Here is a 23924-nt window from a genome sequence, read left to right as displayed (position 1 = left end):
ACTACAGCTATCAGTAATCCTTACTGGTTAAGCTCACCACGGTGGAACTCGCCCGCCGCTTTAACAAAACCTTCAAACAATGGATGACCATCACGAGGTGTTGATGTGAACTCAGGGTGGAACTGTGCAGCTACGAACCAAGGATGATTCGGAACCTCAATAATTTCAACAAGTTTCTTATCAGCAGACAAACCAGATACTTTAAGACCTGCTTTTTCAAGCTTAGGTAGTAGCATGTTGTTTACTTCGTAACGGTGACGGTGACGCTCATGAATCGTTGGTTGTGCGTATAGTGCACGTGCTTTTGAGCCATCTTGTAGATGACATAGCTGAGAACCAAGACGCATTGTGCCGCCTAGATCAGATTTCTCTGTACGCTCTTCAACATTACCTTCGCTATCTACCCACTCAGTGATAAGACCAACAACTGGGTGTTTAGTTTCAGCATTAAATTCAGTTGAATGCGCATCCGCCATTTTGGCTACATTACGAGCGAACTCGATAAGTGCAACCTGCATACCTAGACAAATACCTAGGTAAGGAATTTTGTTTTCACGTGCATATTGAGCAGTAAGGATCTTACCTTCAACACCACGGTTACCAAAGCCACCAGGAACTAGGATAGCGTCAAGACCTGCAAGTACTTCTGTACCTTTAGATTCAACGTCCTGAGAATCGATGTATTTGATCTTAACTGATAGACGGTTTTTCAGACCCGCGTGCTTAAGCGCTTCGTTCACTGATTTATATGCGTCTGGCAGTTCAATGTATTTACCAACCATACCGATAGTAACTTCAGCTGTTGGGTTTGCTTCTTCGTAGATTACTTGTTCCCACTCAGAAAGATCAGCTTCAGGTGCTGTGATACCAAAGCGCTTACACACTAGTTCATCAAGACCTTGAGACTTAATTAATTGTGGGATCTTGTAGATTGAATCTACGTCTTTCATTGAGATTACAGCTTTTTCCTGTACGTTACAGAACAGTGCAATCTTCGCACGCTCGTTCGCAGGGATCATACGATCTGAACGACAGATCAGTACGTCTGGCTGAATACCAATTGATAGTAATTCTTTAACTGAGTGCTGAGTTGGCTTAGTTTTTACTTCGCCAGCAGCTGCTAGGTAAGGAACAAGAGTCAAGTGCATGAACATGGTGTTTTCACGACCTTGCTCTACTGCTAATTGACGAATAGCTTCCATAAATGGCAGTGATTCGATATCACCTACAGTACCGCCTACTTCAACAATTGCTACATCATGACCTTCAGCACCCGCTAATACGCGAGATTTGATTTCATTGGTGATGTGAGGAATTACCTGAATCGTTGCGCCTAAGTAATCACCACGACGCTCTTTGCGTAATACGTCTGCGTACACACGACCAGCAGTAAAGTTATTACGCTTTGTCATTTTGGTACGAATGAAACGCTCGTAGTGACCAAGGTCTAGGTCAGTCTCTGCACCGTCTTCCGTAACGAATACTTCGCCGTGTTGAATTGGGCTCATCGTGCCTGGATCAACGTTAATGTAAGGGTCTAGCTTCATCATAGTCACGTTTAGACCACGTGCTTCTAGAATAGCTGCAAGTGATGCAGCAGCAATGCCTTTACCAAGAGAGGAAACAACTCCGCCCGTAACAAAAATGTAATTCGTTGTCATGTTTAACCTGGAAGATTGGTGTAGAGGATAAAAAGTATCTGGACGGGAAATTAGTATACCAGACACCATTTATCGCCACAACGTGAAAACTATCACACTGCACTTTGATTTTTTTTGTCTCAAATCAAGTTAGCGGTATGGCTTTGAAAAACATCATTTTTTACGTTCAACCTACTATCCATAGCGATAAATAAGCTCAAATATATTCTATAAAGGGATTTTTATTTATCTTCTGGTTTCTCTTTTACCCGATTCCATTCTGCATCAAGTTCAGATAATGAACACTGACTGATCAGCTTTCCTTGTTCTAGCACATTTTTTTCAACTTGGCGAAAACGCTTTTCAAACTTTTTATTGGCTTTCTGTAACGCAAGCTCTGGTTTTACATTGAGATGACGACTTAAATTCACCACCGAAAAAAGCAAATCCCCTAACTCTTCTTCAATTCTCTGTTGTTCCGGCACCGCTTGAATCACTTCATCCATGACTTCATCAAGTTCTTCTTTTACTTTATCAACCACTGGCGCTAATTCATCCCAATCAAAGCCAACATTTGCGCAGCGCTTTTGGATTTTATCTGCTCGCATCAAAGCAGGTAACGCATTGGGAATATTCGCCAGCAAACTTGAATCTTGCTCTTTCTCCGCACGCTCTTTGGCTTTTTCCGCTTCCCAATTTTGTTTAACTGCGGCTTCATCTGCAAAATCAGCATCACTAAATACATGGGGATGGCGACGAACCAGCTTTTCATTGATCCCAGCTACGACATCATCAAACTCAAACAGCCCTTGCTCTTTTGCCATTTGACTATAAAAGATAACTTGGAACAGTAAATCACCCAGTTCTTCTTTTACATCACTCCAGTTTTTCTGCTCAATGGCATCTGCCACTTCGTAGGCTTCTTCAAGGGTGTAGGGAACGATTGAATCAAAGTTTTGTTTCAAATCCCATGGACAACCACGGTTTGGGTCTCGCAGCTGAGACATAATCGTTAATAATTGTTCTATCTGAGATGATTTTTTATTGTCCATACCATTCACACTCTAAAAATGGCGCTTGTCGCTTTCACTTCAAGCGCCTTAACATCGATAGTTAATACTAGAAAACTAATCTAGCAATTCATAGCAATGATCAGTCATCATTATGTTGGCAATAGTGATGTTCATCGTTGTGATGTTCTTTTCGATGATCACAATTTTCATGGTGATTATCATTACAATCATGGTGATGTTCGCATCGACTATGATGTGAATGATGATGCCTGCATCCCTGATGATGGTGTGACTCTTGATGTCGACAGTCAGAATGATGAGAGCACGCATAGTTATCATCGTTTGACGGTTGTGCTAATACAGCATGTGGCATTAGCAGTGAGATAAACAATAACAACGTACTTGCAAGTCGCTTGTCAGCCATAAGATTTAATAATTTTAATTTCATCACATATCCTTTCATATCCATTATTTTGCCTGCTCCGTCATAAAGGTATTTGACCCCGTTTTCATTCCCTGCACACAAAGAATAAATAGTAGTAGCTGTTTTATTTCATGACTCGGTATATTCATGAAGTTGTTATCAGGAATAATAAGTATCGCCACAAGTAATAAAATACTGATAACGCTATTTTTAGTTAATAATTTAAATAGTAATTTTTTCATAATAGTTCTCCTGCAGCGTTATAAATAAAGCCACATCATTAATTCTTTACAACTATCACTCACCGATATTAGTTGGGTGAATAACATTTCTTAATTAATACTTAATCCGAACATGAATAATATTCAGAGATAAGTGAACTATTTTATTATCGGAGGTCGATATATAGATTTTATTACCGCAACGACCACTGACTCCTGGAGATATTCAATCGGCAAGAGATCACTGATACGCGCAATAACTAACGGAGGAAATGAAAGTAAGTTGAAGACATTGCTGCTAGTGCGAGGTAAGACTCGACAACACGGACAATGTGAACAGTCGCTACAACCATTATCACACTGCAAGCAACAGTGTTCTGATTGTTGAATGGCTGAGTACTGGTTTTGCAAGACGTCTTTTATATTAAAAGACGATACTACTGACTGAGCAGTTGAAGTATTTTGACTCATATATGCAGCATTCACACTACTACCTAATAGTAATATTGCGATAAATAATGCATATAATATTTTATGTAAATTTGAAAAGTACATACTGAGTCTTTATTTTTAAGAGAAGTAAATACTATCGAGCTTATATATATGAGTCAACATCTAGACTTGTTTAAGATCATTTAATAATGACATTAATGATTAAAAATAAAACCATATATTGATATTCATTATTTGCCACTACTCATTATGTTGTATAAATAAAAAAGGGCAGCTTATTGCCACCCTTTATATACTTTATTTTTAATTAGCCATATAAGCGTTTCGCTTCAGCAACGTCTTTGACTTGCTCTATACGATTCAGGACACGGCCTAATACTTCTAAGTCCGTAAGCTCAAGTTCGAAGTCCATGATCGACATTTGTTTTTTATAATCGACACGACTCTTCATCCCCGCCACTTTCACTTTTTCATTCATCAGTGTATTGGTTAACTCTTTTAGTAAGCCATTACGCTCTGATGCGGTTACTCGCACAGTGATAGTGTAATTACCAACAAAACCACCGCCCCAAACCGTATCAATGATACGTTCAGGTGCATGGTGACGCAGTTCATCTAACTGCTCACAATCCATGCGGTGTACCGAAATACCACGACCTTGAGTCACAAAGCCTTGAATATCATCACCCGGAATTGGCTGACAACAACGAGCAAGATGGGTCATTAGGTTATCAACCCCTTCTACCACTACAGCATCACGTTGTGGTTTCTTATGCGTTGCCGCTTGCTTGTTGCTTGCTTCCGCCAGTTTCTCTAATAGTTGCTGATCTTCTTCTTCCGCAGTTGGCTTATTCACTAACGCATTAATGTGATTAATCACCTGATTAATACGTAAATCGCCGCTACCGATCCCTGCGTATAACTCTTCAGGTGTATTTACATTAAAACGTTTCGCCGCATAGGTTTGCGCATCTTTTAATGTCGCATGAATTTTCACCAACTCAGCTTCTAAGATCTCTTTACCTGCGATGATGTTCTTATCGCGATCTTGCTTGCGGAACCAAGCATGCACCTTGGCACGTGCACGACTAGATGTTACAAAGCCCAAGTTCGGGTTTAACCAATCACGTGATGGGTTTGGCTCTTTTTGCGTGATGATTTCAACTTGATCACCCATTTGAAGATGGTAAGTAAACGGAACAATACGCCCTTCTACTTTAGCGCCAATACAACGATGGCCCACTTCAGAGTGAATATGGTAAGCAAAATCTAGTGGTGTTGCATTTGATGGTAAATCAACCACATCACCTTTTGGTGTAAAGGCATAAACACGATCATCAAATACCTGACTACGTAACTCATCCAGCATTTCGCCAGAATCCGACATCTCTTCTTGCCATGCCAGTAATTTACGTAGCCAATTGATTTTCTCATCATAAGCCGACTGTGCACCGCCTGATGCGGTACCTTCTTTGTACTTCCAGTGTGCCGCAACACCTAATTCAGACTCTTCATGCATTTGCTTGGTACGGATCTGAATTTCAATGGTTTTACCTTCAGGGCCCAATACCACTGTGTGGATAGACTGGTAACCATTAGGTTTTGGGTTAGCAACGTAGTCATCAAACTCTTTTGGTAAGTGACGGTATTTGGTGTGCACTACACCTAATGCGGCGTAACAGTCTTGCAGTTGATCTGCCACAATACGTACTGCACGCACATCAAATAATTCATCAAACGCGAGATTTTTCTTCTGCATTTTGCGCCAAATACTGTAGATGTGCTTAGGACGACCTTGCACTTCTGCTTTAATATTTGATGCTTTCATTGCTTCTGATAAATCATCAACAAAGTGAGTGATATAGCCTTCACGGTCGATACGACGCTCAGATAACTGCTTTGCGATTTGTTTGTAAGTATCAGGATGCTGATAACGGAAGGCGTAATCTTCAATTTCCCACTTAAGCTGACCAATACCAAGACGGTTTGCTAATGGTGCATAGATATTGGCACACTCTTGAGCTGCTGCACGACGCACTTCATCTGGCTCATTTTTCACTTCACGCAGATTACAAATACGTTCAGCAAGTTTGATAACGACGCAGCGGAAATCATCCACCATGGAAAGTAGCATGCGACGAATGTTATCCACTTGCGCCGTTTGTGCCGCTTCTTCTGCCGTTGATTTTAACTGGCTGATCGCACACATTTGTTCAACACCTTGAACTAAGTGAAGGATCGTACCGTTATATTCTTCTTTAACTTGCTCGTGACTGTAACAGCCCGCTTCAACCAGAGGATATAACATAGCGGCGATCAGCGTATCGGCATCCATACTTAAGGTAACAAGAATTTCAACCATTTCACGGCCGCGCCATAATAATAACGCACCGTTCTCTTGATCAGTCGCTAACTCAATACAGCGCTGATATGTTCCCTCAATACGGCTCGATACTTTCGCATCTTGACGTAAGCTTTCTACCCACGAGGCAAGCTCAAATGTAGTATTTTCCTTTAAATGCGCACCGCGTACTGCGACCATGTTTCTATCCTGTTTTCTCTCTGAATACCGATGAATGTCTTACATCACATTGCTATTTTTCTTTATTGTGATTAACACTTAACAAACAACGCCATTGATTCTAAATGCCCTGTATGAGGGAACATATCCATCATACCGAGACGTGCCAACTTATAACCTTGTTGTAACAAAATTTGGCTATCACGCGCTAATGTTGCTGGGTTACATGATACGTATACCACTTTGCTTGGCGCTAAATTCACAATATGCTGCATTACGCCAGCAGCACCTGCGCGTGCAGGGTCTAACAAAATTTTATCAAATTGCTCCTGTGCCCACACTAATTTCGTTACATCTTCGTCTAAATTTGCCTGATAAAATGTAGCATTATCTAGACGATTTGCGACAGCATTTGCCGTTGCGCGTGCCACCATTTCATCTACACCTTCAACACCCACCACCGCTTTAGCGCGACGTGCTAAAGGTAAACTGAAGTTACCTAAACCACAGAATAGATCTAACACCCTATCTTGTGGCTGAACATCAAGCCAATTTATCGCTTGCTCAACCATTTTCTGGTTCACAGCACGGTTAACTTGAATAAAGTCTTTTGGTGAGAAGGTTAAGCGAACATCTTCAATATCGTAATAAGGTTGTTCACCCGCCACTTGCTCTAACTCATCTGACGATGGGGCTAAAAACAGCATTAGCTGATGCTCAGTCGCAAAGGCTTTAATTGCTGCAAGATCTTTATCATTAAAAGGCTGCAAATGGCGAATTAGCAATACGCAACCATTGTCTGCATTCACTAATTCAACATGGCCTAAATGTTTGCGACCTTTTAAACCAGATAAAAGTTCGCGTAACGCTGGCAATAAACTATCTAGCTCAGTGGCAAGTACTGGACATGAGGTCACATCCACAATGTCTTTGCTCTGCTTTTTACGAAAACCGAAGACCATCTGACCATTAGGTAACATACGCACACTAAAACGCGCACAACGACGGTAATGCTCACTTTGCCCAACAATAGGAGCAACTTGCGTCGTCCCTTCTTCTGTGATGGCAAACTTTTCCATCAGTTCAGTTAATGCCTGCTGTTTGGCGATAACTTGACCTTGGTGGGATAAATGCTGCAAGTTACAACCGCCGCACTGGTCATAGATCGGACAATGAGGTTTAATACGCGCAGAGCTGTCTTTTAAACGTTTGATCACGCGAGCACGGGCATAATTCTTTTTGTCTTCCGTCAATTGAACGACTACAGTTTCGTCCGGTAATGCACCGTCGATAAATACTGGTTTATTGTTCAAATGGCCGATGCCAGCGCCGAGGTGATCTAAACGGCTAATTGTTATTTCTTTATGCTTGGTATCGGTTTTACGTTTTTGAGGCTTAAAAAAGCGTGCCATAAAATTTTGCTCACTGTTCAGACATTGAGTGTTTGTCGAAGAGCGCTAGATTCTTTAACCTAGTGCCACAGATGGGGGCTAATTCTCCCATAGATTTGTCTGCTTGTAATTAAGAGAACCATGACCAGATATGGACTTCGTGCCAGAGTCTTCACTCTGACATTAGCACCTACACTTATTATCGGCTTATTATTAAGCGCATTTTTTACCATGAGCCGTTATCAGGATCTGGAACATCAGCTTATTTCGACAGGTGCAAGTATCATTGAACCTCTCGCTATTTCCGCTGAATACGGCATGACAGAAAAGAACCGAGAAGCGATTCGTCGGCTCATTGGTTACACCCATAGAAAACATTCTGACATTATTCGTAGCATCGCCGTTTTTGATAATCACAACCACATTTTCGCGACGTCTAACTTTCACCGTAATTTTGAATCCTTCATGTATCCAGAAGGAAAACCCATCCCTCGGCTACTCGATACGCAACTGACCGACAATACCTTAATACTCCGTGCGCCTATTCTAACGGAAGGGCAATTTGGCTCGAATGTAGGCAGTGATGTCCGTGGTAAAGCCTTGGGTTATATTGCAATAGAACTCGATCTAAGCTCACTCCGTTTGCAACAATATCAAGAAGTATTTACTGCCCTGATGGTACTACTGCTTGGTTTAACCTTATCATCGCTCTTTGCATATCGCTTGATGCAAGACGTAACTCAACCTATCTCTCATATGATCAGTGTGGTAGATAGAATTCGTCGTGGTCACTTAGATATCCGAATTGAAGGTCGTCTATTAGGTGAGCTCGATACGCTGAAAAATGGTATTAACGCCATGGCAATTTCATTGTCGGAATACCACATTGAAATGCAACAAAGTATCGACCAAGCCACATCAGATTTACGTGAAACTCTTGAGCAGCTTGAGATTCAAAACGTTGAACTAGATATCGCAAAAAAACGTGCACAGGAAGCTGCACGTGTGAAATCTGAGTTTTTAGCCAATATGTCCCACGAACTACGTACGCCACTTAATGGTGTGATTGGCTTTACTCGCCAAATGCTAAAAACCAAACTCAACACCAGCCAGAAAGATTATTTATTAACTATTGAGAATTCAGCCAATAACCTGCTGACCATCATCAATGACATTCTTGATTTCTCGAAACTGGAAGCAGGTAAGCTGTTACTGGAAAACATTCCATTCGACTTTACAGACTCCCTCGATGAAGTAATGCGCTTACTAGCGCCAAGTGCCCACGAAAAAGGCCTTGAGCTAACACTGAAAATCGATAATCGCATTCCACCAGGTTTGATTGGTGATCCACTGCGTATTCAACAAGTGGTGACTAACTTAATTGGTAATGCGGTGAAATTTACTGAACACGGTAACATTGATGTGTCAGTTGAACTGAAATCAGAGATCGATAACAACATCGAGCTGCAATTTATGGTGCGCGATACTGGTATCGGTATTTCTGAACGTCAACAAGCGCAGTTATTCCAAGCCTTTAGTCAAGCTGATGCGAGTATTTCTCGTCGATACGGCGGTACGGGGCTAGGTTTAGTGATCACCCAGAAACTGGTGAGTCAAATGGGCGGTGAAGTGAGCTTAACCAGTCGCTTACACCAAGGTTCGACCTTCTGGTTCACTATCAAGATGAACAAAACAGATCTGCCTGTATCCCAACCGATTGATACCACTTCGCTTGAAGGTAAGTCATTACTTCTGGTTGAAGCTAACATGCAAGCGGCCTCCGTGATCCAGCAACGTCTCATGTTAGCTGGTGTGCATGTCACTTACCGCGCTTCGATGCCAGATGATCTGGATCGCCATGACTTTGCTCTATTGTGTTTATCACCAGGTGAGCAACCACCACTACCAGTCATACTCAATGATGTATTTAAAGCCGAACAAACCGCTGAAAAAGTCTTGGTTTGCTTACCGACAACAGAGCTTGCACTCTCAGAAAAACTAACCCAAACCGGTGTTTATGCTTGTCTTGGTAAACCACTGGCACAGCGTAAATTGTTTGAAGCCTTATGTGATAATGATGATGAGCTCATCAGTGAGTTGGAAGTTCCATTATTACCAACCACTGCAGAAACGCTGCAACCACTAACGGTGATGGCTGTTGATGATAACCCTGCGAACTTGAAACTGATCTCCGCCCTGCTCGGTGAGCGAGTAGAAACAGTTATTACCGCAACTGGTGGTAAAAAGGCTGTTGAGTACGCCCAGAATAAAGCTTTTGATTTGATCTTTATGGACATTCAAATGCCGGAAATGGACGGCGTTACAGCATGTCAGAAAATCCATGAAACAGCGCTGAATAAAAATACCCCAGTAATTGCGGTGACAGCTCATGCTATGGCTGGCGAGCGCGAGCGTTTAATTAATGCAGGTATGGATGATTATCTGACTAAGCCTCTGGAAGAGCATATTTTGCAACAGATCTTAGCTAAATGGATTGCACCAACAGCCTCACAAGCTAATACAGCTTTAAACAGTCGAGTACCTGTCACGCTTGAAGAGCAAATAGAAAACGTACCAGCAATACCCGTGGTAGCTAATAACAGTATCAGTTTTGACTGGGATTTAGCGCTTAAACAAGCCGCAGGTAAGCCAGATTTAGCCCATGACATGCTACAAATGCTGCTCGACTTTATGCCAGAAGTGGAAATGCTGGTTAATGAAGCATTAGACGGTAAAGATGTGGATCTATGACTACCGATCCACAAACTCCACGGTAGCTGTGCTTACAGTGGTGTTCCTCGCTTGAAGAACCTCTGTTCAGAGATCGAAACCGCACTAAAAGCCGATGCGACCATTGATGATGTTGAGCCAGAGTTACTCGAGTTGATTGATGAAATGGATAATATCGTTAAAGCATCGAAAGATTATCGACACTAACAAGTGCTCATTTTAAGATCAAAAAAGCGGTAGCCAAAACTACCGCCTTTTATTATATCTCGCTATGACCTATCAGAGCATGAACACTAGCTTTCTAGAATCACCGTTGCCACCGCATAACGACGTTCATCAGCTATCGTTAGATGGACATGATTCACACCCATCATTTGCGCTAGCTCTTGCGCCTTACCTGATAATGTAAGCAAGGGTTTACCACGCTCATCATTGGTGACAGTAAAATCTTGAAAAGACACACCACAAGCGATACCAGTACCTAGTGCTTTCGATGCTGCTTCTTTAACTGCAAAACGTTTTGCGAGAAAACGGCCTTTCAGCTTAAGCTCTTGATAACGTTCAAGCTCAGAGCCAGACAAAATTTTATGCGCAAACGCCTCGCCTGAACGTGCTAAGACTTTCTCTACCCGTTCAATTTCAGCAATGTCTGTCCCTAAACCTAAAATAGCCATTAACGACGCGCTTCCTGCATTAAGTCACGCATATCAGTAACGGCTTTTTCTAAACCATCAAACATTGCACGTCCCATAATAGAGTGGACCAATGTTTAGCTCGTAAAGCTCAGGTAATGCCGCAATCGGTTTCACGTTGTGATAAGTCAAACCGTGACCAGCATTGACTTTAATACCTAAATCATGAGCATAGCTTGCGCCAGCTGAAATTTTCTTCAGCTCATCTAATTGTGCTTCTTCAGTCGTCGCTTCTGCATATTGGCCTGTATGAAGCTCAATAAATGGCGCACCACATGCGTGAGCTGCATCAATTTGCGCGCGATCAGCATCGATAAACAGAGACACTTTGATCCCAGCTGTAGTTAGTTTTTCTGTTGCCGCTTTTACTTTCTCAAGCTGACCTGCCACATCCAAGCCACCTTCAGTGGTGAGCTCTTCACGCTTTTCCGGCACCAAGCAAACATATTCAGGTTTCACTTCCAAGGCGATAGCAATCATCTCATCCGTGACTGCCATTTCAAGGTTCATACGCGTTTGAATCGTCTCACGTAGAATGCGAACGTCACGATCATTAATGTGTCGACGATCTTCACGTAAATGAATGGTAATACCATCTGCGCCTGCTCGCTCAGCCACTTCTGCTGCATGAACAGGATCAGGGTAACGCGTGCCACGAGCATTACGTAGAGTGGCAATATGATCGATATTCACGCCGAGTAGTATGTTGTTCATGTTCCGATTCTCCTTCCTCGCGGGATAAACAATTCCCGGCTTTTTAATGGCTTAGAACCAAGATACGGTTTTAATGCCATCCTTGTAAATCGTTTTGCTGCACGCAATTGCTCTGGAGTTTCAAAGCATCTTGCAGCAATGGCTTTAAGTTCATTGCCTTTAAAGGTCATTTGCCCAATTTTCATCGAAGCAATAAACCCTTGCTGTTCACGATAGTTATAGGTCATATCGTCTTCAACACCTAATCCACTACCAGCACAATGAAGAAAATCAATGCCATAGCCAAGGTGATGAAGCAGTGAAAGCTCAAAGCGACGCAAAGCAGGCTCTGGGTTATCCGCTTGTGCCAATTCCCGCAGCGCATTCAAATAGTCCAGAAACAACTGAGGATACGGGGTGTGATTGCCTAAGACTCGCACTAGGATTTCGTTCACGTACATAGCCGAATATAAAATATAGCTACGCATCGGTAAACCAATACTAATGGGTTCAGCATGAGTAAGAACAGGCATCGCGCCTTTGCCACTCCACTTCATAAACAAGGGAGTAAAAGGTTGCAGTGTGCCTTTGAGATTAGAACGCTTACGACGAGCGCCTTTAGAGAGAAGAGTAAGACGGCCATGATCCTCACTGAATACATCAAGGATCAGGCTCGTCTCACTATAGGGACGAGAATGAAGGACAAAACAACGCTGTAGCCCTTCCATTACTACCCTTATAAGTCGTCAATGTAACCAAGGCTACGCAGTGCACGTTCGTCATCTGCCCAACCTGATTTCACTTTAACCCATAGCTCAAGGTAAACCTTACGTTCAAACAAGTCTTCCATGTCTAAACGAGCTTCACGACCGATCACTTTGATCTTATCGCCGCCTTTACCAATCACCATTTTCTTCTGGCCTTTACGCTCAACCAGAATCAAACCGTTGATATCAAAACCATCAGTTTCTGGGTTGTAGTCGAATCGCTCGATTTCAACCGTTACCGAATATGGCAATTCATCACCCGTAAAACGCATTAGCTTTTCACGAATAATTTCAGACGCCATAAAACGCTGAGAACGATCGGTTACGTATTCTTCAGGGAAGTAGTACTCACATTCAGGTAAGTGCTCACGTACGATCTTCTCTACCGCATCAATGTTAGTGCCATGCTTTGCTGACACAGGAACCACATCAACAAATTCCATCTTGCTTGCAAGCTCTTGCAAGTGTGGGAATAGCTCATGCTTATCTTTAACATTATCAACCTTGTTAACCAATAACACTGTTGGTAACTGACTTTTCGCCAGCTTGTTTAATACCATCTCATCGTCATCAGTCCACATGGTGCCATCGACAAGGAATAATACTAATTCAACATCAGTTAATGAGCTGCTTGCAGCACGGTTCATTAAACGGTTGATAGTGCGTTTTTCTTCGATGTGTAATCCTGGGGTATCAACGTACACAGCTTGGTAGCCGTCACGAGTATCGACACCCATAATGCGGTGGCGCGTAGTTTGTGGTTTACGAGAAGTAATAGATAACTTCTGTCCCACTAAGCGGTTTAACAAGGTTGATTTACCGACATTCGGTCGACCAACAATGGCAATAAAGCCACAATGTTGTTTATCTGTCATGATTCCAACTGATTTAGTGCAAGTTCTGCTGCTGCCTGCTCTGCCTTGCGCCGACTGCCGCCTTTGCCGATCACAGGCTTATCCAAACCTGTTACGTCACATTGTACCGTGAACTCTTGGTTATGAGCTTCACCTTGTACCTTAATTACAGTATACGCAGGTAGCGGTAAACGGCGACCTTGTAAGCACTCTTGCAAGCGAGTCTTAGGGTCTTTTTGATTGATACCAGGCTCAATCGTTTCAAGACGTGTTTTATACCAAGTCAGTACAATTTCACGTACTTTTTCGATATCGCTATCTAGGTAAATCGCGCCAATGATTGCTTCAACACAGTCCGCTAGAATTGAATCGCGACGGAAACCGCCACTCTTTAATTCGCCTGGGCCAAGTAGCAGGTGATCACCTAGTTCGAATTCACGACCTAGCTCTGCCAATGTTTTGCCACGAACCAATGTTGCACGCATTCGGCTCATATCACCTTCATCCACTGAAGGAAAACGGTGATATAAGTCATCAGCAACAACAAAGCTTAAAATAGAATCGCCAAGAAATTCTAAACGCTCATTGTGATTGCCATTAGCACTGCGATGTGTCAGTGCTAATGTCATCAACTCACTATTATTAAATTGGTAGCCCAGCTTACGCTGAAGCCTATTCGCTGGAGTTGTCATTTTCTCTCGATTATTTAATGCTACCGATACGATTGAAACGTACGCCGGTAGGGATCCAAGATGGAAGTACACTATCTGCTTTACGATCAAATTCAAAACTGATCCAAATAGCCACCGCCTTGCCAACTAAGTTCGCTTCTGGCACAAAGCCCCAGTAACGACTGTCAGCACTATTGTCACGGTTATCACCCATAACAAAATAGTTTCCTTCTGGCACAACCCACTCACCTACGCCTGGACGAGGCTCATAAGCCATACGACGATCACGACGTAATGGGTTGATCAGAATGTGATGATTCACATCACCTAATTGTTCGTTAAATTGCACTAAACGCGCCATGCCTTGAGTAAATTCGCTATCTGTCATATCAGTCAGTTTTACTGGCTTACATACAGATGTGCCTTTAGGCTGGATACACAATTGCTTGTCTTCACTGTAACGAACTGTATCGCCAGGTAGACCTACAACACGCTTAATGTAGTCAATCTTTGGTTGTGGCGGGAATTTAAATACCACCACGTCACCACGCTTAGGCTCGCCCGTACTTACGATTTTATCGTGGAAAACAGGATCACGTAGACCATAAGCAAATTTTTCTACCAGAATAAAATCACCTACGTATAGCGTTGGAAGCATTGATTCTGATGGAATTTGAAAAGGTTCATAAATGAAAGAGCGGAATACCATGATCAATGCAATCACAGGGAACATTGAACTTGCAGATTCAACCCATGCAGGTTGTGGCGCAACACTTTCTAGCGTTTTTGCATCAACTTGACCACCAGATTGCTCAGCAGCTGCTGCGATTTTTAATTTGCGCTTTGGTGCCCATACAAACTTGTCGAGTGCCCAAATGATACCCGTCACTAGCGTGGCTAGTACGAGGATCAACGAAAATGTATTTGCCATGTTATTCCTTATGTTATTTCGATCAACAACGCATTTGTTGACCTGCTCTGCCCCATTTAGAGCATCAGAGTAAAAGAAAGTGCCATTTAATTAATAAATAAGCACTTTCTTATCGTTTCGAACTCTTGCTAGCTAAAGATGATTACTTATCTTTACCCACATGAAGAATTGCAAGGAACGCTTCTTGAGGCAGTTCAACGTTACCGATCTGCTTCATACGTTTCTTACCTTCTTTCTGTTTCTGCAACAGTTTCTTCTTACGACTCACGTCACCACCGTAACATTTCGCGATTACGTTCTTACGTAACTGCTTCACTGTTGAACGTGCAATGATGTGGTTACCGATAGCTGCCTGAATCGCGATATCGAACATTTGGCGAGGAATGAATTCTTTCATCTTCTCAACCAAGTCACGACCACGACCTTGAGAGTTATCTTTGTGCGTGATAATCGCTAGGGCATCAACACGATCGCCGTTTAATAGAATATCAACACGAACCATGTCTGACTCTTCGTAACGCTGGAAGTTGTAATCCAGTGATGCATAACCACGAGAAGTCGACTTTAGACGGTCGAAGAAATCCAGTACCACTTCTGACATTGGAATGTCGTAAGTCAGTGCAACTTGGTTACCGTGGTAAACCATGTCTACCTGCGAGCCACGTTTTTCCACACACAGTGTGATCACGTTACCTAGGTAATCACTTGGTACTAGGATATTACAACGTGCAATCGGCTCACCGATCACTTCAATATCATTAACTGCTGGCAGTTTAGCTGGGCTATCAACGTACAGTGTTGTACCGTCAGTTTTCTTCACTTCATACACTACAGTTGGTGCTGTGGTGATCAGATCTAGGTTGTATTCACGCTCTAGACGTTCTTGGATGATCTCCATGTGAAGCATACCCAAGAAACCACAACGGAAACCAAAACCCAGTGCTGATGAGCTTTCTGGCTCATAGAACAATGACGCATCGTTTAGGCTCAATTTACCTAGTGCATCACGGAAGTTTTCGTAATCGTCAGACGATACAGGGAATAGACCAGCGTAAACCTGTGGCTTCACTTTTTGGAAACCAGGTAGTGGTGTTTCACAGCCATTCTTTGCTAGTGTTAATGTATCACCTACAGGTGCACCTAGGATGTCTTTAATACCACAAACAACCCAGCCCACTTCACCTGTGTTTAATTCGGTTTTATCCACTTGTTTTGGCGTGAAGATACCTAAACGGTCAACACCCCAAACTTGACCTGTGGTCATTACTTTGATCTTGTCATTCTTCTTCAGTTTACCGTTCTTGATACGAACCAAAGAAACAACACCTAAGTAGTTATCGAACCATGAGTCAATAATCAGTGCTTGTAGTGGCGCTTCAGGATCACCTTCAGGTGCAGGAATTGCTTCTACAATTTTTTCCAGTACGTCATCAACGCCTAGGTAGGCTTTCGCTGAACAGCGAACCGCATCAATAGCATCGATACCAACAATTTCTTCAATTTCTTCTGATACACGCTCTGGCTCTGCAGCAGGTAAGTCAATCTTGTTTAAGATTGGCACTACTTCTAGGTCCATTTCGATAGCTGTGTAACAGTTAGCTAGCGTCTGGGCTTCTACACCTTGACCAGCATCAACCACCAGCAATGCGCCTTCACAAGCCGCAAGTGAACGTGATACTTCGTATGAGAAGTCAACGTGTCCTGGTGTGTCGATAAAGTTTAATTGATAAGTCTCACCATCTTTAGCCGTGTAATCGAGCGTCACGCTCTGGGCTTTGATAGTAATACCGCGTTCGCGTTCAAGATCCATGGAATCCAAAACCTGCGCAGCCATTTCTCGATCAGAAAGGCCGCCACAAACTTGAATTAGACGGTCGGATAAGGTCGACTTACCATGGTCGATATGTGCGATAATCGAAAAGTTACGAATGTGCTTCATGAATTGGCGTGACTAGCTCGTGATTAAAATGAATGGGATCTTACGATCAAGTTGTCGGATTCTACCGAATTTAAACGCTACTCGCTATCTTTCGATGCGGCATTTATCAGCTTATCTGATGAAATCGGTGCGCCGAGAACTCGAATAAGGGTTGGCTTATACGCAGAATTACCCTCTAAACGTTTGGCGTAGTATCGTGCAATAAGTAATCCAACAGTGGTAGCAATCGCTGCAGAGCCAATAACACCTAGCTCATTACTTCCTGCTAAATCAATAAATACCCATTGCCCTAGAGCACTACCCAAGACTAAAAATAGCAGTGGTAGCATATAAACTAATAGCGCGGAGCTTAACATACTTCGCTCGGATAAACCGATTTCTACCACTTGCCCAATAGTTAACGGGGATTTGGTCATAATTTTTATATCATGAACACGACCGGGTATCGCTTTACTCACAATACCCGTACCGCAACTCTCCCGTGATGCACAATGACCGCAGCTGGTTTGTTGCTGGCAACTGACCGTTACCGCCCCTTTGTCCACTGCTGTCACTGTTGCTAACGTGCGCATCATTACTGATTACCTGCTCCAGTCTTTGCTTGTGTACCTTTAGTGTTATCGAAAGTCACACTTTCTGCAATTTGTCGTGCAGTAGACGGTGGAATATCCCCCACCACAGTAATTTCTTTATTGTCTTTAACAATATTGCTTAATGTACGACGACCTTGACGAACTAACTGCCCACTTATTGCGTAACTATCAATATCTGATACATACACTGAGAAGCTAAACAAACCATCGCTGTACATACGACTTTCAACTGGACGCTCAGTCATTAATAAACGATGGCGATCCCCTGAAATCAACTGGAAGCCGTCCGGTAACCATGACACTTTCCAATCAAGGTTAGCTTTTTTCTGAATGGGTAACTTCACCACTTCTGGTAATTTCACCGCTTTCAGCTTACTTAGCATTTCAGCAACTTTAGGATTCACCGCATAAGAGACAGCACGAAACTGCTCTAATAAGTCACCATTGCGATCTAACAAATCAGCGCGCATCACTAGGTGACTTAATTGGTCTACCCACACTAAATAAGAGTAACGAGCACCATCTTTCGGCGCAATGCGTACTACATCGCAAGTCACACCCGCTTCACGAGCACGTCCCATGGAAATAAAATCGTAGTAATGAGCTAAGTCTTTAATGTCGACTTTCATTAATGGCATAACAGGCGCGACCATTTTGCCGCTGATCACTGTAAATGGATCAAGCCCTGGCTCGAAGTAACTCACTTCGTTACCACGCTGAATAACCTCTTGAGGAGGGCCACTTAAATACAATAAATGGCTATACCCTTGTCCATCTTCTAATGCATGACGATAACGCAAGGTATCAATACTGTTCTTTTTTACTCTGATGTAAGAGATTTCGTAACTCAGCGCTTGGCTTGCCTGCTCCATTTGAAGCAACAAAGCCTCTGCCGAAGGCTTTTCAGCTTCAGCAGAGGCTTGGAGTGGCAATAGCAGGCTGACCAATGCAACGGCACCGACCAGAATTTTTTTCATTAATCCGCCACAGAATGATTTTGTTGAAGTAAAGAGTGATCCAAACTGCCATCATGTGCATTAAAGCGTAATTGCAGTTCGTAATCTTGCAGCATAGAGTTAATACGACGACGCTGCTCCATTAACTGAGATTCAGTTGGTGCGCGATTCGTATCAGCAACCATGCTGGTATTTAAACTTACCGGTTCCGCTTTACCTGTAAACGGAATGGTCTGTAATACCGGCACATCATTACCCGTTGAGCTTGATGCATTATCATCACCGCCATATTGTTGAACGCCAACAATAACAGCTAAAGAGACGCAAGCCGCAACGGCCACTTGATCAAATTGGGTCAGCCATGCAGGTAAAGTGCGCTTGGCTTTAAATGGTGTCGGTTGCTCTTCAATTGTTTGCTGTGTTGATACAGAAACCACTTCAACAGGTGTTTCAGTTGCACCAACAGAATGGGCAGGTTCATCGTCTAGCGCTAACGCGACATTCGCTGCAATATTCCATTCCTTGCATTGCGGAGCATCACCACGCATGACGTCACCAATTAAGGAGTAATCGCGCCATGTCAGCTCATCTTCTTTGTCAACAGTCAGCGCATTAATAATGCTCTGATCTAGCTCTTCGCCATCAAATAGTGCGGAGATCTTTTCTTTATCAGCCATTTTTTCCACCGTTGGGTGCAACATTATTGCTGCATGAGAGGACGGATACGTTTTTCAACCGCCTCACGTGCACGGAATATACGAGAACGAACTGTCCCTACAGGACATCCCATCACTTCAGCAATTTCCTCATAACTTAGACCATCCAGTTCACGTAATGAGATTGCGGTTTTGAGATCGTCAGGTAGCGCTTCAATCGTGCTAAAAACAACTCGCTTCAATTCATCTGACAACATTTGGTTCTCAGGGTTCGAAATTTCTTTCATCGCACTACCACTTTCATAGTATTCCGCTTCTTCTGCATCTACGTCAGATGCTGGCGGTCGGCGTCCCTGAGCGACTAAATAGTTTTTTGCCGTATTTACTGCAATACGGTAGAGCCAAGTATAGAAGGCACTTTCACCACGGAATGTTGGCAACGCACGGTACGCTTTAATAAACGCTTCCTGCGCCACATCTGGCACATCACCAGAATTGCTGACATAACGCGATACAAGGTTACAAACTTTATTCTGGTATTTAATAACCAGAAGGTTGAAAGCTTGCTTATCTCCCCGCTGTACTCGCTCAATTAATACCTGATCAGTTTGCTGCTCGCTCATTCGAGCGTGTACTCCTATATCTGTCTTTACTCAATATTGCATTAGCAAAATAGAGCCACCAATACTTGTGTAAAGTGCTCTACTAAAAATGCTATATCATGATTTATTCGGTGTGGTAGCCCTAATAAGCCAAGTGTCACCTTAAATAAATCATTGAGTTATGAAATATTTATGAGCATGAGCACTATTTATGACCGGAGGATAATGGCAAAGTTCCTACGCCCACAAAATAAATTCAGCTTATTATTAACTTTTTTCTATCACTGTGACTGATGTACAAAACACCACATTAGATGCATCTTACCCTAATTCATGATACTAACGGGCTTTTCGCTACGAAAAAAGCAAAATTAATGACAAGTTTAGGGATTATTGCTTGATATAACTTTTTTACCCTCACTCTCTACGTTAGCCATACTCAGTGATAAGAGTCATAGATGGAAAGAAAGTGCATAAGGTATATTAACCCAATTAACAAACCACTCGATTATTTGTCATACAATAAATGTGCGAATACGACATTTTTTTGATAGGATACAGGCAGATAACAAAAGGATATGAGATCATATATGGATCAGACTCATCAACATAATTGCGATGTACTGGTTATTGGCAGCGGCGCTGCTGGACTATCATTAGCACTCCATCTTTCCTCTTCCGCCAATGTCACCGTATTATGTAAAGGTCCACTTTGTGAAGGGGCTACCTATTACGCACAAGGCGGTATCGCAGCTGTCTTTGATGAAGCCGATAGCATTGACTCTCATGTCGAAGATACGCTGATTGCTGGCGCACACTTATGTGAACAAGATGTGGTGCGTTTTATTGCAGAAAACGCCAAGGAATGTGTTCAATGGCTCATTGATGGTGGTGTGCCTTTTGATCGCGAAGAATCCGATAACGATGAAAATCCACGTTTTCACTTAACCCGTGAAGGCGGCCATAGTCATCGTCGAATTTTGCATGCCGCTGATGCAACGGGTATGGCAATGCAGACCTCGCTACAAGAGCAAGCACGTAACCACCCAAACATTACGATTTTAGAGCGTCACAACGCCCTTGACCTGATCACCGAGAAAAAGCTTAATCCTGATGCGGATTCAAATCGTGTTTTAGGCGCTTATGTTTGGAACCGTGACAAAGAGATAGTAGAAACCCTATCCGCGAAATTCGTTATTCTCGCCACGGGCGGCGCATCCAAAGTCTACCAATACACATCTAACCCTGATGTCTCCTCCGGTGATGGTATTGCCATGGCGTGGCGTGCTGGTTGTCGTGTGGCTAATCTTGAATTTAACCAATTTCATCCCACCTGCTTGTTCCACCCTGAAGCCCAAACCTTCTTATTAACTGAAGCACTTCGCGGTGAAGGCGCTTACTTACGTCGCCCTGATGGCACACGTTTTATGCCAGACTTTGATGAGCGTGCCGAACTTGCACCACGTGATATTGTTGCTCGTGCCATAGACTATGAAATGAAACGTTTAGGTGCTGATTGCATGTACCTTGATATCAGCCATCAACCAGCAGATTTTGTCAAAAAACATTTTCCAATGATTGATGAAAAACTGCAAAGCTATGGTATTGATATCACTAAAGAGCCGATCCCTATTGTACCTGCCGCCCACTATACCTGTGGTGGTGTGATGGTCGATAAAAACGGTAAAACCGATATCGATGGTTTATACGCCATAGGTGAAGTCAGTTATACAGGCTTACATGGCGCTAACCGCATGGCCTCTAACTCACTATTAGAGTGTGTGGTTTATGCATGGTCTGCAGCGAAAGATATTCAAAGTAAGATCAACAGTGTTGCCATTCCACCAGCCTTACCTACGTGGGATGAAAGCAAGGTTAGCAACTCTGATGAAGAGGTGGTGATCCAGCATAACTGGCACGAATTGCGCCTCTTTATGTGGGATTACGTCGGTATTGTGCGCTCAACGAAACGTTTAGAGCGAGCTATGAACCGTATCGAATTACTCAAAAATGAAATCAACGAGTATTACAGTAACTTCCGCGTATCCAATAACTTATTAGAATTACGAAACCTTGTATTAGTTGCCGAGTTAATCATCCGTTGTGCCATTGAGCGTAAAGAAAGCCGAGGTTTACATTACACCTTGGATTACCCTGAGCTCGACAATAATGCGAAGCCAACAGTATTAACGCCTGACAATCATTAATACCTCGCAATCCCGATCATAAAAAATCCCGACACGCTGTCGGGATTTTTATTTCAAGAAGTAAGTCGATGAGTATCACTAAACGCGATAACCTGTTATTGCTTTATCTAACTCTTCAGCTTGCTCAGCAACCACATTCGCAGCCAGTGCATTTTGCCCAGCTACGTCTGAATTGCTAGCGGTAATATCTCGAATAGAAGTGACATTAACAGTGATCTCATCTGAGACTAAACTTTGCTGCTCCACCGCAGTGGCGATTTGAGTACTCATGTCCATGATTTGCTGCATTTCTTCCATGATTGCAGTGATTTTCAATTCTGCACTATTGACCTGCTCGACACTCGCTTCACCTTGCTCACGACAATCACTGATGTGGTTCACCACTTGATCGGTTTGCTGTTGCAGTGAGCTAATAATGGTTGTGATCTCTTCTGTCGATTGTCGGGTACGCAATGCAAGAGAGCGCACTTCATCGGCAACCACCGCAAAGCCTCGCCCTTGCTCCCCTGCTCGTGCCGCCTCAATCGCCGCATTTAAAGCCAGTAAATTTGTTTGTTCAGCAATTGCTATGATCACATCTAGCACCGAGCCAATGTTCTCCGACAAGCTCGATAAGTTAGCAACCTCATTACTGGTGTGCTCTAACCCCGATGCGAGAGTACGAATACGCTCTTTGGTTGCACTCACTTCATCGATCCCTTGCTGGGCAATATGATGACTACTCTCTGCATTAGACGCTGCGGTTTCTGTATTCATCGCAATTTCACGGATAGTCATTCCCATTTCAGTCACTGCCGTTGCCACTGAATTGGTTTCTTCCTGTTGCTGCTGCATCGCATTTTCAGTCTCAACACTACGCTGCTGTAGTGAGCCTGACGCATCACTTAATTGCTCAACCGCTACTTTAACATTGCAAATTAGCTGACGTAGATGGGCTAATAAATAATTAAAGTTCTCTGCCATATGAGCAAATTCATCATTACCCGTTTGATCGGCTTTTAAACTTAAATCATGACTTTTAGCAATATTAGCCATCAGTGAACTCAAACCATTTAAACGACGCTGAATAGAGGCACTGATATACCAAGACAGTCCTAGTAACAGCGCAATAATGGCAATAACAACTACGCTGGTTACAGTCACAACTTGCTGCTTTTCTTCGCTGATCTTTTGTTTAAGTTGCTCACTCATCGTAATGAATTCTTGCTCAACTTGACGAGACTGAGTACGGATCTGACCTTGCAACCCTTCATTATAACGCAAACCAATAATGGTTCGTTGCGTTAATACTGCATCAGTGGCTTGTTTAAACGCTGTAAACTCAGTGCCATAATCCGCTGCAAGCTGCGGATCCATTTTCGTCAAAGATTGTTGATACAAAGAGGCATATTCAGGATCGCCTGTGAGCACAAACAATTTGGCTGTCTGAATAAGGTGAGACGATGCTGCGGCATTAACGTTTTTTTCAATCACTAACTGCGTCATCTGCTCTGAAGCCGTCAGGAATGTATGATATTGCCCTTGTGAAATATCTAATCCAAGTGCCTCATAAGCATTGATTAACGCCATCATCTCTTGCTGATAATTCTTCATTGCTACAGGCAATTGCTCTAGCTCAGGCAATGCCATATCTAGTTCTGAAAGCTCTTGATTTAAATGTGCTAGCTGCTCATCAAATAGTGCGATATTTTGCTGAAATTTTTCACGATATTTTAAATCTTGACGCATTAAGAAATCTTTTTCATTACGCCTTAAATTTAATAACGTGACTTCAAGCTGACCGATGTCTTGTACCGCATGGCTCATCATCTCCATATGGTTATTGGCTAGTTTGCTCATCGACAGTACTGAAACCAACGCGATCACAGAAATTGTACTAAGTCCCATTAGCTTATGTTTTATTTTCATCCTGTATTCCTTGTTCTCGCATAAGAATTATTATTATTTTCATCAATAGTTATTTGTATCGG

The 23924-nt window shown here is 42.8% G+C and carries 18 protein-coding genes and 2 pseudogenes; 3 read left to right on the top strand and 17 right to left on the bottom strand.

Going from position 1 to position 23924, the window contains the following annotated elements:
- Positions 1-20: 20 nt before the first annotated feature.
- The gene (gene pyrG, locus Q7674_RS09395; RefSeq protein ID WP_008988015.1) at positions 21-1661 is read right to left on the bottom strand and encodes a CTP synthase; all 1641 of its coding nucleotides are present in this window, start codon (positions 1659-1661) and stop codon (positions 21-23) included.
- Between the two features lie 221 nt (positions 1662-1882).
- Positions 1883-2692 carry a nucleoside triphosphate pyrophosphohydrolase gene (mazG, locus tag Q7674_RS09390; RefSeq protein WP_045064363.1) on the bottom strand — a complete coding sequence of 270 codons (810 nt, stop codon included), beginning with the start codon at positions 2690-2692 and terminating at the stop codon, positions 1883-1885.
- 96 nt (positions 2693-2788) lie between these two features.
- Here mazG and Q7674_RS09385 point away from each other — a divergent pair, with 96 nt between their 5' ends.
- Positions 2789-3040: a hypothetical protein gene (locus tag Q7674_RS09385; RefSeq protein WP_045064362.1), complete on the top strand. Its 252-nt coding sequence runs from the start codon at positions 2789-2791 to the stop codon at positions 3038-3040.
- Between the two features lie 81 nt (positions 3041-3121).
- On the opposite strand, the gene Q7674_RS09380 is transcribed toward Q7674_RS09385, so the two are convergent.
- The 3 genes from Q7674_RS09380 to rlmD form a co-directional block, all read right to left on the bottom strand.
- Positions 3122-3319 carry a hypothetical protein gene (locus tag Q7674_RS09380; protein WP_045064360.1) on the bottom strand — a complete coding sequence of 66 codons (198 nt, stop codon included), beginning with the start codon at positions 3317-3319 and terminating at the stop codon, positions 3122-3124.
- Between the two features lie 739 nt (positions 3320-4058).
- Positions 4059-6293, bottom strand: a complete 2235-nt coding sequence (gene relA, locus Q7674_RS09375; RefSeq protein ID WP_008988011.1) for a GTP diphosphokinase — start codon at positions 6291-6293, stop codon at positions 4059-4061.
- A 71-nt stretch (positions 6294-6364) separates the two neighbouring features.
- Positions 6365-7684 carry a 23S rRNA (uracil(1939)-C(5))-methyltransferase RlmD gene (rlmD, locus tag Q7674_RS09370; protein WP_045064358.1) on the bottom strand — a complete coding sequence of 440 codons (1320 nt, stop codon included), beginning with the start codon at positions 7682-7684 and terminating at the stop codon, positions 6365-6367.
- A 120-nt stretch (positions 7685-7804) separates the two neighbouring features.
- Between rlmD and barA the strand changes: the two are divergent.
- Positions 7805-10600 (top strand): annotated as a pseudogene (gene barA / locus Q7674_RS09365) (two-component sensor histidine kinase BarA).
- Positions 10601-10686: 86 nt separating this feature from the next.
- Here the strand turns inward: barA and acpS are convergent.
- The 11 genes and pseudogenes from acpS to rpoE all read right to left on the bottom strand — a co-directional run bounded on the left by acpS (position 10687) and on the right by rpoE (position 19768).
- Positions 10687-11067 carry a holo-ACP synthase gene (gene acpS / locus Q7674_RS09360; protein WP_008988008.1) on the bottom strand — a complete coding sequence of 127 codons (381 nt, stop codon included), beginning with the start codon at positions 11065-11067 and terminating at the stop codon, positions 10687-10689.
- Positions 11067-11799 (bottom strand): annotated as a pseudogene (gene pdxJ, locus Q7674_RS09355) (pyridoxine 5'-phosphate synthase). The gene acpS and the pseudogene pdxJ overlap by 1 nt, the downstream one beginning before the upstream one ends.
- Entirely contained in the window at positions 11796-12506 is a 711-nt protein-coding gene (recO, locus tag Q7674_RS09350; RefSeq protein ID WP_045064354.1) for a DNA repair protein RecO, read from the bottom strand. The pseudogene pdxJ and the gene recO overlap by 4 nt, the downstream one beginning before the upstream one ends.
- Before the next feature lie 8 nt (positions 12507-12514).
- Positions 12515-13420 carry a GTPase Era gene (era, locus tag Q7674_RS09345; protein ID WP_008988005.1) on the bottom strand — a complete coding sequence of 302 codons (906 nt, stop codon included), beginning with the start codon at positions 13418-13420 and terminating at the stop codon, positions 12515-12517.
- Positions 13417-14091 carry a ribonuclease III gene (gene rnc / locus Q7674_RS09340; protein WP_008988004.1) on the bottom strand — a complete coding sequence of 225 codons (675 nt, stop codon included), beginning with the start codon at positions 14089-14091 and terminating at the stop codon, positions 13417-13419. Before rnc ends, era begins: the two co-directional genes overlap by 4 nt.
- 10 nt (positions 14092-14101) lie before the next feature.
- On the bottom strand, positions 14102-15001 hold the full coding sequence (lepB, locus tag Q7674_RS09335) for a signal peptidase I (protein ID WP_045064353.1): 900 nt from the start codon (positions 14999-15001) through the stop codon (positions 14102-14104).
- A 142-nt stretch (positions 15002-15143) separates the two neighbouring features.
- Positions 15144-16940 (bottom strand): translation elongation factor 4, encoded by a 1797-nt coding sequence (lepA, locus tag Q7674_RS09330; protein ID WP_305423610.1) that lies wholly within the window; start codon positions 16938-16940, stop codon positions 15144-15146.
- Between the two features lie 77 nt (positions 16941-17017).
- Positions 17018-17515, bottom strand: coding sequence for a SoxR reducing system RseC family protein (locus Q7674_RS09325; RefSeq protein ID WP_008988001.1), 498 nt, complete (start codon positions 17513-17515; stop codon positions 17018-17020).
- Positions 17515-18510 (bottom strand): sigma-E factor regulatory protein RseB, encoded by a 996-nt coding sequence (gene rseB, locus Q7674_RS09320; RefSeq protein WP_008988000.1) that lies wholly within the window; start codon positions 18508-18510, stop codon positions 17515-17517. Before rseB ends, Q7674_RS09325 begins: the two co-directional genes overlap by 1 nt.
- Entirely contained in the window at positions 18510-19166 is a 657-nt protein-coding gene (locus Q7674_RS09315; protein WP_305423609.1) for a sigma-E factor negative regulatory protein, read from the bottom strand. The genes rseB and Q7674_RS09315 overlap by 1 nt, the downstream gene beginning before the upstream one ends.
- Positions 19167-19189: 23 nt before the next feature.
- Complete coding sequence (gene rpoE, locus Q7674_RS09310; protein ID WP_008987998.1) at positions 19190-19768, bottom strand: RNA polymerase sigma factor RpoE; 579 nt, start codon at positions 19766-19768, stop codon at positions 19190-19192.
- 569 nt (positions 19769-20337) lie between these two features.
- Here rpoE and nadB point away from each other — a divergent pair.
- Complete coding sequence (nadB, locus tag Q7674_RS09305; protein WP_045064352.1) at positions 20338-21954, top strand: L-aspartate oxidase; 1617 nt, start codon at positions 20338-20340, stop codon at positions 21952-21954.
- A 78-nt stretch (positions 21955-22032) separates the two neighbouring features.
- On the opposite strand, the gene Q7674_RS09300 is transcribed toward nadB, so the two are convergent.
- On the bottom strand, positions 22033-23862 hold the full coding sequence (locus Q7674_RS09300) for a methyl-accepting chemotaxis protein (protein WP_045064351.1): 1830 nt from the start codon (positions 23860-23862) through the stop codon (positions 22033-22035).
- Positions 23863-23924 lie beyond the last annotated feature (62 nt).

The organism is Photobacterium leiognathi (genome assembly GCF_030685535.1).
In the GTDB taxonomy this organism is placed as follows: Bacteria; Pseudomonadota; Gammaproteobacteria; order Enterobacterales; family Vibrionaceae; genus Photobacterium; species Photobacterium leiognathi.
The sequence above is the reverse complement of the archived record's forward strand: the minus strand, read 5'-3'. Positions and strand labels throughout refer to the sequence as shown.

Excerpts from the sequence above, each read along its gene's own strand:
- pyrG (WP_008988015.1), bottom strand. The coding sequence starts at position 1,661 with ATGACAACGAATTACATTTTTGTTACGGGCGGAGTTGTTTCCTCTCTT.
- mazG (WP_045064363.1), bottom strand. The coding sequence starts at position 2,692 with ATGGACAATAAAAAATCATCTCAGATAGAACAATTATTAACGATTATG.
- Q7674_RS09385 (WP_045064362.1), top strand. The coding sequence starts at position 2,789 with ATGATCAGTCATCATTATGTTGGCAATAGTGATGTTCATCGTTGTGAT.
- Q7674_RS09380 (WP_045064360.1), bottom strand. The coding sequence starts at position 3,319 with ATGAAAAAATTACTATTTAAATTATTAACTAAAAATAGCGTTATCAGT.
- relA (WP_008988011.1), bottom strand. The coding sequence starts at position 6,293 with ATGGTCGCAGTACGCGGTGCGCATTTAAAGGAAAATACTACATTTGAG.
- rlmD (WP_045064358.1), bottom strand. The coding sequence starts at position 7,684 with ATGGCACGCTTTTTTAAGCCTCAAAAACGTAAAACCGATACCAAGCAT.
- acpS (WP_008988008.1), bottom strand. The coding sequence starts at position 11,067 with ATGGCTATTTTAGGTTTAGGGACAGACATTGCTGAAATTGAACGGGTA.
- recO (WP_045064354.1), bottom strand. The coding sequence starts at position 12,506 with ATGGAAGGGCTACAGCGTTGTTTTGTCCTTCATTCTCGTCCCTATAGT.
- era (WP_008988005.1), bottom strand. The coding sequence starts at position 13,420 with ATGACAGATAAACAACATTGTGGCTTTATTGCCATTGTTGGTCGACCG.
- rnc (WP_008988004.1), bottom strand. The coding sequence starts at position 14,091 with ATGACAACTCCAGCGAATAGGCTTCAGCGTAAGCTGGGCTACCAATTT.
- lepB (WP_045064353.1), bottom strand. The coding sequence starts at position 15,001 with ATGGCAAATACATTTTCGTTGATCCTCGTACTAGCCACGCTAGTGACG.
- lepA (WP_305423610.1), bottom strand. The coding sequence starts at position 16,940 with ATGAAGCACATTCGTAACTTTTCGATTATCGCACATATCGACCATGGT.
- Q7674_RS09325 (WP_008988001.1), bottom strand. The coding sequence starts at position 17,515 with ATGATGCGCACGTTAGCAACAGTGACAGCAGTGGACAAAGGGGCGGTA.
- rseB (WP_008988000.1), bottom strand. The coding sequence starts at position 18,510 with ATGAAAAAAATTCTGGTCGGTGCCGTTGCATTGGTCAGCCTGCTATTG.
- Q7674_RS09315 (WP_305423609.1), bottom strand. The coding sequence starts at position 19,166 with ATGGCTGATAAAGAAAAGATCTCCGCACTATTTGATGGCGAAGAGCTA.
- rpoE (WP_008987998.1), bottom strand. The coding sequence starts at position 19,768 with ATGAGCGAGCAGCAAACTGATCAGGTATTAATTGAGCGAGTACAGCGG.
- nadB (WP_045064352.1), top strand. The coding sequence starts at position 20,338 with ATGGATCAGACTCATCAACATAATTGCGATGTACTGGTTATTGGCAGC.
- Q7674_RS09300 (WP_045064351.1), bottom strand. The coding sequence starts at position 23,862 with ATGAAAATAAAACATAAGCTAATGGGACTTAGTACAATTTCTGTGATC.